The organism is Hahella sp. CR1 (assembly GCF_029813005.1).
Taxonomy (GTDB): domain Bacteria; phylum Pseudomonadota; class Gammaproteobacteria; order Pseudomonadales; family Oleiphilaceae; genus Hahella.
The window spans coordinates 305,219-318,883 of record NZ_JAPELK010000001.1; the positions used below are offsets into that span (position 1 = coordinate 305,219).

A 13,665-nucleotide genomic window follows, 5' to 3' on the forward strand; every position below is an offset into this window, starting at 1 on the left:
ATGAAAATCTGGGGACTGATTCTATGTCTGCTGGCAACAGGATGCGCATCCGTTGGTGAGCTCGATCCCTTGTATCCGAATTATCGCCTGTACGCGGAGGCCGTCGACGCCAACGCGCTGAGCGCAGACTATCCGCTGTACTTTTCCCGGCGGGTCGTGGACCAGGTGGCGGGCGATCAGGCGGCGTTCGCACAGTTAGGATTCAAAGCCTACATGCTGCGGGAGCACTCCCATTCCGCCGCGGTTGGAGAGGATAGCGGCTGCCTGACGGTCAATGGCTACGGCATCGGCGGAGAGCCGTTAACGTTTTATCTGGCTTATGTGCAGGAAGGCGCCGAGTGGCTGATTGATGACGTGAATGTGGTGTTTCTTGAGCCGGAGCAGGCATTCGGCGCCGCCGCCAAATGCCCTGAGGAAACCCGCGTTAATGTGAAGAATTAGCCTGTTTTTAACGCCTGACTACCGGCCTCCCTCGTTTTTAAAACGGAGAGGCCAGTCGCAGCTCCGTATTCTATTCAGAGCGCATTGGCGAAAAGGACATCACCGTACCGCCAAAATGAATTGACTTATAACGCGGCAACTCCAGGCGGTACTGGCCTCTCTTGAGTACGCCAAGTAAATCTTCGTTGTAATAATACGAGGAGCTGGGCATGATCAACCGACCCACTTTATTCCATGCGCCCGCTTCATCCGAATCATAAACTTTGAGATCGTAAATATACTCGGGACTATCGGCGATCAAGACTTCCTCTTCACCATCGTCGTCCAGGTCCACAGTTAAGGCGAAACACAATTGTTCCCGGCACAACTCCGGCTCTATGCTACGCTCAAACGCGGCCTTATCGGCTACGCCTTCGTTAAGCCATTCCACACCAGCCTGCTTCGAGTAAAGTTCCGCCAGGCGCTGTTTTTGCTCCCAGTCATAGTAATACTGGGCGCTCTCAAGCACGTCCAACCGTTGCGCCAAGACTGTCGCTTCCGCCTCTGACAACGCCCCTTCCTTTTCCGTCAACGCCCTGATTTGCGCCAGCTTCTCTTCGCCTGATCGGCCCAGATGATAGCGAAACAATCCAAGATCGATGTCTTCCACAGAGATTTCACCGGCTTTCAGTCTGGCGAACTGATTGCTGGCGCTCACTTCCTGAGGATTCAGCCAGGGCGTCAGCGTAAGCAGCGCCACCCACACTGCGGAGAGAATGATCGGGGTATTCACCGAATTCAGCATCGCCCGCCAGGAGGTGCGTTTCGCCAAAAAGATAACGCTATAACTTAGTGTCAGAGCCAAAGCGAACACCACAAACAACGCGGAATAGTAACGGTCTGGAGTCAGACCATATTGTTCGATACGCTGATAGAGCGAGTACCCGGCCAACAGCGCGAATACAGGCAACAAGCCCGCCAATACATAAATCCCCGCCCGTAGCCATTGTGGATACGGACTACGATCACCGCCGCAGAGCGCCGCCCCATTCAATGACACCACCGCTACCAGAATCATCGCCAGCAGCATGGGTGTGGAACGGCCAGTACTCCAGATCAACTCCAGGCCCACAATCGGCAGGGTGACAGCGAAGGCGATCATGAACGCCGCCACTGGCGGCAGAATCGCGCGACATACGGTGGCGATCAGCCCGCTCAGCATGCTCAATAAATTTGGGTAGCGACACCCCAGACTGATGCCCAAGGCGAAAATGATCGCCGAGGCGGTCCATCCCACTGGAGGAGACTCAACAAAGCGGCCCGGCCCCCTAATTCCCAGGATATCGAACAAAGAAGCGCCCAGCATTGCAACCAACCAGTAGATGCCTACCAATAGCCCCGCAAAGGCCAGAATAAACAGGTTTTCCCAATACTTGCGATACAGCTCTACACTGAGAATATCGCTCATAAAGCTCTGATTCTTCTGAAAATCACATTGCACAAAGGGCAGCAGCGCAAATAGCAGCGGCACAATTGTCACCCACCATGAGGTCACCAGACCTGAGGAGCCCTCGTAGCTACCGCCCTCTGGTTTGAAAGTGTTGGCGATTAACCAGATTGCGGATAACCCGATAGCGACAGCAATGCCCGCCGCCAGCGCCCAATTCGGGGCGCTCCTGCGTGTTCTGGCGGTAAACAAAAATGCGCCGGCGAAGACAAAAACGAAGCTTATCGCGACAGCCACGGTCTTCTGGGCCATAAGACCGTCCGGCCAATGCTCGGAGCCCAGCCAGGCCGCCACGCCCGTCGCTATACCAGCGAACAAAGTAGAGTAAAAGGGAAAACGAGTTTCTTGAGAGGTCATAATGTCCACGGCCAAATAAAATCAGAATCGGGATAAAGCGCCAGCATACTCAGCAATACTGACTTTCGAGAGGTGGGATTATGGCGAATTATGGCGCCGCTACTTCATCCTCGGGGAGACGAATCGAAATACGACGCCCTGTTAAAGTTTAAGGCATAAAGGCGCGCAGCATAGCGGGCTTCATTTCTTCCTTAAAGCGCTTATTAAGCTTCAAATCTGATGTGATAATCCGCATGAAACGCCCATACTTTTCTTCCACTTTCGCACCGTAATAAAACACGACCAAAGGCGCGCCATCCTCGTCATTGTATGCATTGTAGTAGGAATAGACCGTGTCTCTATCGTTACCCCACTCTCCTTCCATAACAGGCTTGCCCAAATAGGTGAAATTCTGACTGACCGCCTCTTTGAACCAATCTTCTATCGCGGCGCCTTCTAGCTCCACCATGGGCGAGAAGACCACTCTGAAGATTTCACCCTCTTTTAGTTCCTTCGGAACATAGTAACGCTCTTCGTTGAGACTGATCTGCATACGCCATTCATAGGGTAACTTCTCCGCCGGGCCTGATTTTCGCATCGGAAACAGCGTTCCCCCCAAGAAAGGCTGCGTGCGGTCGTCATAACAGAAGCCGAAAAGGCTTCTGTTCGTTTCGCCATTATCGTAGGCCAGTTCCATGGCGTACCCATTCAAGCTGTATCGACCACGGTTATTGGAACCATTATTGCGTTTTTTCTGAGATGTGACGCCAACGCCAGGAGAGTTGCCACTGACAATTGAACTATCTCCGGTGTCGTCACTGTATGATGCGGCGTAAACACTGGTTCCTGTCGTCATGGAAGACATCATCCCGCTTGAGAACAGACTGGAGTAACCTTTCGAGAAGCCGCCGGCGCCGAGAAAAGTCCAACTGTTGGTATAGGAGCTACCTCCCCCAATCATGCCCATATTCACCATCGTGGTTTTCGAAATATAGCGATTCAGACGTTCGCCCATTCGCGCCGGCGCCAAATGTCGCCCCTTAAATAATGAACTCCATTCCTTCTTGCTGGCGGGAATTTTCACTTTATAGCTCTCTCCGCCATCATCCTTCCAAATCCCCCAGCTATTGGAGTATTCCTCGCGAGACTTGGCGACGTCCAGATCTTCCGGCGGCACGGTCAGCCCTTTATAGGCAGTGCCATCTTTGAGTAACAGAATCACGTAGTCGTCGTAGGTGTCATCGATTCTGTTTTCAGTGAAGTCGCATACCAACGCCTCGTATTTGTCAGGCAGCGAATACTCTGGCGCGGAGGCGTTATTGATGCGTTTTAATTCCGGTGGGGCGGCTTGGTTAGCGGGTTTGGCTGGAGGAGCCATAGGGGTTACACCAGACGTAGTTGTTTCAACCGGCGCGTTAGACGCCGCCTGCGAGATCGCAACGCCCTTCAGGCGCTGCGGCAGCGTCTCTTTGATTACCTGCTGCATACCACTGGCGTAACGGGACACCAGCGTCGTCACGTCTGAAGATAAGATGCGCAGATACACTGCTTTGCCTTGTCCAAAGAACCCCATGTAATGCGCATAACGGAGTACGCCATCCTGCCTTTGCAGCGCATAGGTCGCCGTCAATACGCCGCCATTATTCCGCCTGGGTTCCGGCGCCGCCAATACTTCGCCCCACTTGCTGGCGTCCAGATCGATGCGCTTTTTGAACCACTGCGGATATTCGCTTTGTGGGAGCGTTTCCGCCAAGGCGACAAACATCCGGTAATCTTCCTCAGCAGCTAAATCACCGGGTATAAATATCTCTTCCCCGTCTTCGACCAGGACAGACCAACCGTCTGGAGCGGCATGGCCGATAGATGCGAGAGGCATGAACGACAGCGCAAAGACAAACACCAGCAACCTACGTACAGTTTCGACCAAGCACGATGCTTTCAATTTTCTAACCCCTGACGACTATTGGCGGAAAGCCTCTTTGAAAGCCGGCTGCAGCTCCTTGGTATAACGTTCCGCCATGGCGGCGTCAGAGACTACGAGGCGGACGAAACGCCCGAATCGACTGCGAGTCTTCATGCCGTAATACAACACATAAAGATCTCCGCCATTTTCCTTAAACGCGTTGTAGTACTGGTGAAGTCCCTGTTGGCTTTTCCAATTAGACGCGAGCAGCGGATCACCGAGGTACGACAAGTTTTCCGTCACGGTCTCTTTGAACCAGTCCTCCATCGAGCGCCCGTTTAATTCCACTTTCGGAGAGATCACCAAACGGAAAACTTCTCCTTCCTTGAGATCGCCGGGGACATAAAACTGGTCCTCATTTTCAGTGATCACCATTTTCCAGTCGACTGGCAAATCACGCTCGGCTTCAGACTCCTTCATCCAATACATCGTCCCCCCCAGGAACGGATCGGTACGGTCGCCGTGGCAAAATCCAAACAGCATGCGTTGTTTTTCTCCGTTATCGAAACTCAGATTCATGGCGTAGCCGTTCAGTTGATAGGCGCCCCGGTTTTTAGCGCCGTCTTTGTTGCCTCTGGTTGTAGAAGTCACCATCCCCGGCGCGATCCCGCCGGCCACAGAGCTATCGCCATGCTCGTCGCTTTTGCTGGAGGCGTATACGCTGGTGCCGGTCAAGGCTGACGCCGCGCCCCCCGAGCCATGCAGGCTGGATGAACCTTTGGTGAAGCGCCCTGAGCCGTGAAAGGTCCAACTGTTGGTGTACACGCTGCTGGTGGGGGAGATACCCGCCATACCATGCGCGTTCATGATGTAGATGTAACGGTTCAGTCGTTCCCCAATTCGCGCCGGCTCCAGAAGGGCGCTGCGCTTAAGCTCGCGCCAGTCGCCGCCGACCTTAACCTTGTAACCATCGCCGCTCTTCTTCCATACGCCCCAGTTTTTCGGATCTTCTTTGCGCGCTTTGGCGACATTGAAATCCTCAGGGGGAACTTTCAAACGCTTGTATGCGCTACCGTCTTTAAATAACAGATAAACAAAGTTATCCACTTTGTAGTTGGAGTTGGAGATGCCCGTCGTGTAATCACACACCAGCGCCTCGTAGGTATTGGGCAAAGAGTAGCGAGGCAACGCGCCGTTATCGACTTTTTGAATATTCGTTTTTGGGGTTACATCCGTTCTTTTAGTTGATGCAGGAAGGCTCTGGGCAGACTTCTGCGTGGTCACAGGCTGAGCCGGAGTCGCAGCGCCTGACTGACTGGCGACGCCCTTGAGCCGTAGCGGCAGATTTTCCTTCATTACCTGCTGCATGCCTGCGCTGTAGCGGGTAACTAATTTAGCGCCGTCTGAAGCGAAAATGCGCATGTATACCGCCTTCCCCTTACCGTAAAACGCCATATAGTGGACGAATCGCGCCTTACCCTCAGTCTGCATCATCACGGTAGAGCTAAGTACGCCGCCTTTGCTTTCTTTGACCGCCAATGTGTCGATAACCTCACCCAGCTTGCCGCCGTCTTCTTTCAGCACACGTTCGAACCAACCCCGATATTTACTTTGCGGCACGTCTTCCGCCACTGAAATAAACAGGCGGTATTCTTCGTCCGCTTTCAGATCGCCAGGAATGAACAGCTCTTCGCCGTTTTCCACTAGCACGTTCCATCCATCCGGCGCCGCCAGAGCGGAAAAGGAGAGCAGGAATGCGAGCATTACGGCGCTGCGTCTGGCGATGCGTAATATCCATCGCGGGAGGAGTCGAGGTTTCATGGGATGGGCGTCCTCAGTAGCGGTTATTGGGTGCTTTATTGAAGCATAATAAGTACTTACAAACTTCTGGGGGAAACCCTTGGTGGCGGGGCGTAAAGGGCGTCGCAGTGGGTTTGTCCGCGGCGGGGTGCTATGATCCAGCAACGTCGCGTGACAGTTTTATAAGGACCCAGCAGATATGAAGACCGTTCTGAGCGTAAACCTCAACAAGATCGCCCTGATCCGCAATTCCAGAGGGCGCGATTATCCCAGCGTGAAGGCGTTCGGACGCCGCGCGTTGCAGGCGGGCGCCGGTGGGGTCACCATTCATCCACGACCGGATCAACGTCACGCCCGCTACAGCGATATCTCTGAACTGAGCGAGCTGGTGAAGGAGTTCGGAGAAGCCGAACTGAACATCGAAGGTTACCCGGAAGAAGAGCTGATTGAGTATGTGCTGCGCTACAAGCCGCACCAATTTACCTTAGTCCCGGACAAGCCTGATCAAATCACTTCCGATCACGGCTGGGATCTGCGCCAGGACAATGCGTTTGTCACGGATATCGTCAACAGAGTGCAGGCGGCCGGCGTACGCGTCAGCCTCTTCATGGACCCTGACGAAGACCAGATCAAACTGGCCCACGCCACCGGCGCCAAGCGCATCGAGCTATACACCGAAGAATACGCCCACGCTTATGGCGCGCCACAATTCGAAGCCGTCGCCGCCAAGTATCTGGCCTGCGCTCAGTACGCCGTGTCACTGGGGCTGACGGTGAACGCCGGACATGACCTTAATCTGGAAAATCTGGCGCCGCTGGTGGCGCAAGGCACGATTGCGGAAGTGTCCATCGGCCATGCGTTAACGGTGGAAGCGCTGGAAATGGGCTTTGATCAGGTAATTCAGAAATACGTCGATATTCTTTCCTAACCCCACAGGTCTGGCGTCCATGGATAAAGCGTTGAAGTCGAAAAGCAAATTCCTCAGCTTGGTGTTGCGGCATCAGCCGGAACTGATCCAGCTTCCTCTGGACGCCAATGGCTGGGCGGATATAGCGGTTTTGCTGGCGGGCTCCGCCCGTCAGGGCGTAAATATCAGTTTTCAGGACGTGCTGGAAATCGTCGCCACCAATGACAAACAGCGCTTCGCCCTGTCCGAGGACAAACGACGCATTCGCGCCAGTCAGGGGCATTCCATCGATGTGGATTTGCAGTTGACGCCCGTGGCGCCGCCGGATGTGTTGTATCACGGCTCCGCCACACGATTCGCGGACGCTATCCTGGCGACGGGATTACAGCCCGGCCAGCGTCGTCATGTGCATTTGAGCGCAGATATGGAGACAGCACATAAAGTGGGAAGCCGACACGGCAAACCCGTGATTTTTCGCATCGACGCCAGAGCGTTGTCTCAGGCGGGGCATGGGTTCTACCTCTCCGCCAACCAAGTCTGGCTCACCGACGCAGTGCCGCCACAGTTTCTGAGCCTGCTCAACGCTTCACCGCAAGGCTAATCCGGCTCTTTACCCGCCTGCTCCAGCACTCTGTCGAACAGCTCCGACATATAGGGGTCGAACCACTCGCGGATGTCTTCCAGATTATCTTCGATGATGATGGGAATTACAGTGCTGAACAGATCCAGCAGAATCACGGCGTTCACGGAAGAATCCGCTTCCGACGCAGCGCGCAGGCGTTTGGATATGCATAGATTCAATTGGTGCAGATTGCGGTAAATCGTCTTCAGTCCGCGCAGAGTCAAATCCACATCCCGACCTTCCGCAGACCGGAAATACTGCGCCAGCAGATACATGCCGGCGGCGCGAAACACGGTGTCCTGCTCCGTCGCCATCGGCAGATGCAGGCGCGCCATAGGTCGGAAGAAGTCCAGATGCGGACAGCCGCTGGTGGACATCAGCAGGCCAATCAGAGCGCTCAAGCCTTTCTGCGCCGAGGTATGCTGGCTGATTTTCTTGTCCCCTATCGCCACCTCAAGATCCACCTGCTCGTAAGACATAATATCCTGGCAGCGCTGCACCACCTCCACTAGGCTTAAAGCCGCCGGGCAGTGAGGATGGTACATGGAGTCGAGTGGACAATGGGGGCATTTATGACAATCCAGTTGAGTCCACTCTGGAAAGTCTTTTATATTTCGATCAAGAACTTCTACATTGTTCTCATCGAGCGTGATTTCAAAATTTTCGCTGCGCGACTTATCGAGCTTGAACCGATATCCGATTTTGATGGGTTCCATTTCCGGCCGCCTTTAATTGCCGTCAGACCCTCTCAGTATAGTTGCCCTGCCTGGGGTGAGCGCGACAACAGGACGGAAAAAACGAAGCAACCACAGATAAACGCTGGCGCGCTATAGATAACAAGGAGAATAAAGCATGACGGAATACCTGATATTCCTGGCCATTGTCGCCACCGCTATCGCCAGCCCTGGGCCGGCGGTATTTCTGGCGGTGAAAAACGGCGCCAAATACGGCCTTAAAGGCGCCAGCGTCAGCATCACTGGCAACGTCACCGCCGTATTGTTGCTGGCGGCGGTCTCCGCCCTGGGGCTGGGGTCCGCGATACTGGCTTCCGCCACCTTGTTCACTATCATCAAGGTTCTCGGCGGACTCTATTTGATCTACCTTGGCGTAAAAGCCTGGCGCAGCACAGGCGCTTTGCCCATCGACGCGGACGGCGAAGTCTCAACCCTGACATACAGCCGCTGGGAGCTGTATCGGGAAGGCTTTTTGACAGGCATCAGCAATCCCAAAGCCATCGCATTTTTCACCGCGCTGTTTCCCCAGTTCATCGACGTATCCAAGCCCTTTATTCAACAGTTCCCGCCCCTGGCGCTGACTTTCGCCGTGTGTTCATTTGGTTTCCTGTCTTTTTACGCCGCCTTATCCACCCGGCTCCGCGCCTATTTGCGCAAAGAAAAAATCATGAATCGCTTCAACAAAATCACCGGTGGCGTATTCATCAGTTTCGGCCTGGTGATGGCTGGCTCCAGCCGCTAAAGCCAGCCAATCCTTATCAATAAAAGAGGTAACCGACGATGGAATTTGGTTTGCAGGATAAGACCGTCATGGTGGCCGCCGCCAGCTCCGGCCTGGGCTTCGCGATCGCCATGGAGTGCGCGCGTCAGGGCGCCCGCTTATCCATTATGAGCCGATCGCAGGAAGGCATAGACGCGGCGGCGGAAAAAATCCGCGCCGCCACCGGCGCCAAGGTGCTGGCGATGTCCGTGGACGCCAAAGATGCCTCCGCCATCAGCGCCTGGGCGCAACGCACCGCCGATGAACTGGGAGCCCCACAGGGGTTGGTGGTAAACGCTGGCGGCCCACCGGCGGGGCAATTCGACGATTTTGACGACGCCGCCTGGAGCGACGCTTTTGAACTGACCCTGATGAGCAGCGTGCGCATGGTGCGCGCGGTTCTGCCCGCCATGCGCGGACAGGGCAAAGGCAGCATTCTCAGCATCACCTCATCTTCGGTGAAAGAACCCATCGACATGCTGTTGTTGTCCAACGTCATGCGCTCCGGGGTGACCAGCCTGATGAAGAGTTTATCCCGTAGCCTCGCGAGCGAAGGCATTCGCGTCAATAATCTGATTCCCGGTCGCATCGATACGCCTCGGGTGCAATCCCTGGACGCCACCGCCGCAGCGAAAAAAGGCGTATCGGTGGAACAACAGCGCGACGCTTCCGCCTCCAGCATCCCCCTGGGCCGTTACGGCAGCCCGGAGGAGTTCGCCAATGCAGCGGTATTTCTGCTGTCCGACGCCGCCAGCTACATCACCGGGGCGTCATTGGTCGTGGACGGTGGAACCATGAAGACGCTGTTCTAGCCTCTCTCATGAAGCGGCGGCTAGAACTGCACGTTCATCGCGCCGCACAAAAACTCCACCAAAGGTCCCGCCGCCGCAAAACCGGCGGCGACCTGTTTATGGAAGTCTTTCTCCATGGCCGCATCCACAGGGCATTGCGTCATGGCGAAAAAGCTCTTGCGCTTGATGTCCTCAATATGGGGAGCGTCGGCGTCAAAGCCTTTCGGCGGCCGCGTGAGCCCATCTCCGGTTACGCCGCCATGCACTTTCTTCAGTTTCTTATCCGCCAACACCTTTTCCCAGGCGCTCGGCTTATCGCGAATACGCTCGCGAATCTTCAACAGCTCTTGCGACTCCGGCATCCAGATACCGCCACCGAAGAAAATTTCGTCTGTCGCCAGATGCACATAAAAGCCGGGGGTATGCACGTTCTTGTATTGTTGATGCCGGAATTGCGCGGCGGCGTGGGTTTTGTAGGGCGTCTTGTCTTTGGAGAAACGGGTGTCCCGGTAGATACGAAAGATCGAGCCGCCGTTCAATCGCGGGTCCGCTACAAAATAGGGAGAGACTTTCATCAACTCCGGCGCCATGGCCTCAATAAAGCGCACTAGCGGTTGCTGCACCTCCTGTTTGAAGCGCGCTTTGTTCTCTTCAAACCATTCCTTGTTGTTATTTGCCTGCAACTGCTGAAAAAACTTAAAAAAATCCGGTGAAAATCCAGAAAATTCCGCCATGGTAACGCCGCCTCCTTCTTTGCGAGTGCTCGCCTGAATTCGAAGTACAAAAGCATAAACCCACGTTTATAGCAGGAAAGTTCCCGCTTCGACTATGGCGAATATAGCGAGTGGATAAATCGCCGCGATCCCCACGACCGCGGCGCGCCTTTACACTTTTGATAAGCGTTACTGGCAAGAAGCCGCGTAGATTTCCTGCGCCCATCCCGGGTTATCAATGAACGGATTGCGGTTGCCCTGGCGTTCATAAATACGCTGGTTGCGGCGTTTCTCCCAGGCGTCCACCGGGTCCTGGTTGTGCCATTGCAATAGCTGGCATAGCTTGCCCAGTTTGGGATCGTTGGTCCCCGTACCAGAATAATTGACGAGCTGCAGATTCGGCGTACCGCTGTCATCGCCGCCTTCATAACGCACGTCCATGTAGAAAATCATGCGCGCCACATCGCCTTTCACCGCATTTCTGGGCTCAAAGCTGTCTGCGTCGGTCTTGTTCTCTGGAGCTTCGCCAATCGCGCTGCCTCCCAGGTCAAAATCTTTGTTGCCGCGTGCGCTGTTTATGGAAACATCCGCCGGCCGCAGGTGATGGATGTCCGTATGCGCGTATTGGCTACTGCTGCTGAAACCATGACTCTTCGGCCATACGTGCTCCCGGTTCCAGGCGTCGCCGGAATTGGACTGGCCGGCATTGTCGTCCTTGTCGATGGAGCGACCAGAATAGAGCAGCATGACATGGCTGCTGTCGTCAGGGTCTTCATCGGTGTACTTAAGAGCGTCCCAAACCTGGGAGTAACTCATCGCTGTATGGTTACGCAAAATCCCATTAAGCGCGGATTTCAGCGCCGCTCCAGTTTTACCCATCGCGGAAGAGTAATAACCGTCGACGTCATCATATCCATCATCGCCACCACTGTCGGCGCTATAGCTCATACGCAGGCTGAGCCCGCTGTAATCACTGTAGCCGCTCACCATCACGTGATAATCCCCCGCGGCGGGGCCTTTGAATTCACAGGTTTCGTTGTTGCCGCCCACATAGGGGCGACAGTCATAAACGGAGGAGGTCGGCGCCACGCCGAAACGCACGAACAAATCCGCATCGCCTTTACCGCCGAACTGCTCGAATTTGAGGCTGACGGCGCCAGCGGGAACGCTGCCGACATAGAACGTCTTCGAGCCCGCCGCGCCCGCCAGTCCTGTTTTGGCCACGCCATTGACGAGCGTTGCCGTCGAGGAAGAGTCATCGCCAGGGCCTTGATCAGACCCATCGCATCCGGCGTCAAGATCGCCCACGCCCGGGGCGCCCGCTGTGGCGGCGGCGACCCAGTCCTGCTGGGTGTCCGTGTCATCGCTGGCGAAACGCATCAGAGACACATTCTGAGCATTCAAATACCACTGGGACACCGCCCCTTCCCAGGCCACCATGTCCACTTCCTGGGAGCCTTTCATCAGTTTGACGAAGTCCCCGGAATTGCCCAGGCTCAGAGACATCCCGGAAAGCGTCGGATTCATCCCGAACAGGCCCTGGAATCCAGTAGAGTTCTTCGCCACGCTGACGTAGGCTCCTGCGCCAATCACGCCACTCAACGGATAAGCGCCGCCGTTGTCCTGCAAACTGTAGTCCGCCAGATTGACGTTCTGGCAGGACGGATTGAATATCTCCACCCACTCTTGCGACGCATCATTATCAGGCGCGTCGTACAACACTTCACTGATCAACAATTCCCCATGAGAAGACGGGCAAATCATTTGCCCCATCGCCCCCAGCAGGATCATCCATACGTTCTTATTCATTTAACTGGCTCCAGGTTAGTAATGCCGGGCGTACAACTGGAATACCCTACGTGGCCGCTATGACAGCTTATGGTTATTTTTGTGACGATATTGATAGCCGGTTTCTGGGCAGCAAAGAATAGGCCGTACAGGTGAAATGGTAGACGTTATATGGACTAAGACTGCTAAGACAGAGAGTTACGGACGGCTTACGCGCACGCAAAAAGCGCGCAGGGGGTGCGCAAAGTCAGGAAAAACAAAAAGAGAAAAGACAGATATGAAGGAAATAGAGAGTTAGGCGGAAGCCGCTTTACGGATGATCTCAGGATAACCGACGACCAATGCTTCGGGCTTATCCTGATAGAAGCCGCGCTCACGCAGCATCTGATGCATGCGAGGCAGGTTATAACCAGGGACAGTGGGCAACGCGTGATGCTCGCAGTGGTAATTCACATAATGCGGCGCAAACAAGAGGCGCTCCCACCAACGCGCCAGCGTGGTGCGCGTGGTGTCGCGCACGTCATCGGAGGACAACGCTGGCATGGCCCCATGCTCGGCGACCTGACGCACGCGAATGATAAAGGGGTACGTAAAGATATAGGCGACCCACCACAGCAGATAGACCTCCCAGTGGCCCAACGCCAGGCAAAGCCCCAAAAAGCCGCCGTGAACCAATAGCAGATGACTGAAATTACGCAGCGTGGTGCGACGCACCTCCGCCTTATCCGCCTGACGTGTCTGCACACCCATAGATACCGCGTTGCCGGGTCTGCCGGTATTCACATACAGCAACAGCGCCAATGCATTCTTCAGCCCGGATTGCCCAGTGAAGTCACGAAAAATCTTACGTCGCATACTGGTTTTTGTGACCGGATAGCTGCGGATATTGCCTACGTCCGGATCATCATCCGTTCCGGTCTTAACGTGATGGATAAAGTGATATTTACGATAGAAAGGCAACGGCGCCAGCACCGGCGCGCCAGCCAGCCAATGCCCCAACTGATCATTCAGCCACTGACTGCGAAACCAGGATCGGTGCGAACAATCATGCAGCAGAATGCCCAGCGCCAATTGCCGGTTGGCGAGCACGACAAGCGCCAGAATCAGAGTGAAAACATTAGGATAGAGGGCAAAAAGCGCGCTCACACCGACGATCAGCCCCCAAGTAGTCACGAAGCCCATCATGCCCCGAAAATTGGAGCCCTGTCTTAATTCTTGTTGTTCTTGTTTGGTGAGATAGCTGTCGAGTTTCATAGCCGTCATCTAAAGTGTGAACGCAGATTCATACTATTAAGATTACCGGCGTCGGAGAATGGCGTAATCTTCCAAACCATTGGCGAAAACGCTCAATAAATACTCATCCATAAAAAAAACCGGCGCTGTT

Annotated in this window: 12 protein-coding genes; 5 read left to right on the forward strand and 7 right to left on the reverse strand. The window is 54.8% G+C overall.

The window, feature by feature from the left end; genetic code table 11:
- The gene (locus ONV78_RS01390; protein ID WP_279500465.1) at nucleotides 1–441 is read left to right on the forward strand and encodes a hypothetical protein; all 441 of its coding nucleotides are present in this window, start codon (nucleotides 1–3) and stop codon (nucleotides 439–441) included.
- Between the two features lie 70 nt (nucleotides 442–511).
- Here the strand turns inward: ONV78_RS01390 and ONV78_RS01395 are convergent, their stop codons facing one another.
- The 3 genes from ONV78_RS01395 to ONV78_RS01405 form a co-directional block, all read right to left on the reverse strand.
- A complete protein-coding gene (locus ONV78_RS01395) occupies nucleotides 512–2,284 on the reverse strand; it encodes a DUF4153 domain-containing protein (RefSeq protein ID WP_279500468.1) in 1,773 nt (590 codons plus the stop codon).
- A gap of 148 nt (nucleotides 2,285–2,432) precedes the next feature.
- The gene (locus ONV78_RS01400; protein WP_279500470.1) at nucleotides 2,433–4,205 is read right to left on the reverse strand and encodes a hypothetical protein; all 1,773 of its coding nucleotides are present in this window, start codon (nucleotides 4,203–4,205) and stop codon (nucleotides 2,433–2,435) included.
- Nucleotides 4,206–4,223: 18 nt separating this feature from the next.
- Nucleotides 4,224–5,987 carry a hypothetical protein gene (locus ONV78_RS01405; protein ID WP_279500472.1) on the reverse strand — a complete coding sequence of 588 codons (1,764 nt, stop codon included), beginning with the start codon at nucleotides 5,985–5,987 and terminating at the stop codon, nucleotides 4,224–4,226.
- A 178-nt stretch (nucleotides 5,988–6,165) separates the two neighbouring features.
- Here ONV78_RS01405 and ONV78_RS01410 point away from each other — a divergent pair, with 178 nt between their 5' ends.
- Complete coding sequence (locus tag ONV78_RS01410) at nucleotides 6,166–6,894, forward strand: pyridoxine 5'-phosphate synthase (protein ID WP_279500474.1); 729 nt, start codon at nucleotides 6,166–6,168, stop codon at nucleotides 6,892–6,894.
- 19 nt (nucleotides 6,895–6,913) lie between these two features.
- On the forward strand, nucleotides 6,914–7,474 hold the full coding sequence (locus ONV78_RS01415; protein WP_279500476.1) for an RNA 2'-phosphotransferase: 561 nt from the start codon (nucleotides 6,914–6,916) through the stop codon (nucleotides 7,472–7,474).
- Here the strand turns inward: ONV78_RS01415 and ONV78_RS01420 are convergent.
- Nucleotides 7,471–8,211, reverse strand: a complete 741-nt coding sequence (locus tag ONV78_RS01420) for a hypothetical protein (RefSeq protein ID WP_216735338.1) — start codon at nucleotides 8,209–8,211, stop codon at nucleotides 7,471–7,473. The genes ONV78_RS01415 and ONV78_RS01420 overlap by 4 nt on opposite strands.
- 136 nt (nucleotides 8,212–8,347) lie before the next feature.
- On the opposite strand from ONV78_RS01420, the gene ONV78_RS01425 reads away from it, so the two are divergent.
- Nucleotides 8,348–8,971 carry a LysE family translocator gene (locus ONV78_RS01425; protein WP_216735337.1) on the forward strand — a complete coding sequence of 208 codons (624 nt, stop codon included), beginning with the start codon at nucleotides 8,348–8,350 and terminating at the stop codon, nucleotides 8,969–8,971.
- Between the two features lie 38 nt (nucleotides 8,972–9,009).
- Nucleotides 9,010–9,801 carry an SDR family oxidoreductase gene (locus ONV78_RS01430; RefSeq protein WP_279500479.1) on the forward strand — a complete coding sequence of 264 codons (792 nt, stop codon included), beginning with the start codon at nucleotides 9,010–9,012 and terminating at the stop codon, nucleotides 9,799–9,801.
- A gap of 20 nt (nucleotides 9,802–9,821) precedes the next feature.
- On the opposite strand, the gene ONV78_RS01435 is transcribed toward ONV78_RS01430, so the two are convergent.
- The 3 genes from ONV78_RS01435 to ONV78_RS01445 all read right to left on the reverse strand — a co-directional run bounded on the left by ONV78_RS01435 (nucleotide 9,822) and on the right by ONV78_RS01445 (nucleotide 13,535).
- Nucleotides 9,822–10,514, reverse strand: coding sequence for a DUF2461 domain-containing protein (locus ONV78_RS01435; RefSeq protein WP_216735335.1), 693 nt, complete (start codon nucleotides 10,512–10,514; stop codon nucleotides 9,822–9,824).
- A 168-nt stretch (nucleotides 10,515–10,682) separates the two neighbouring features.
- Nucleotides 10,683–12,302, reverse strand: coding sequence for an endonuclease (locus ONV78_RS01440; protein WP_279500481.1), 1,620 nt, complete (start codon nucleotides 12,300–12,302; stop codon nucleotides 10,683–10,685).
- A gap of 273 nt (nucleotides 12,303–12,575) precedes the next feature.
- On the reverse strand, nucleotides 12,576–13,535 hold the full coding sequence (locus ONV78_RS01445) for a fatty acid desaturase family protein (protein WP_279500483.1): 960 nt from the start codon (nucleotides 13,533–13,535) through the stop codon (nucleotides 12,576–12,578).
- Between the last annotated feature and the right edge of the window lie 130 nt (nucleotides 13,536–13,665).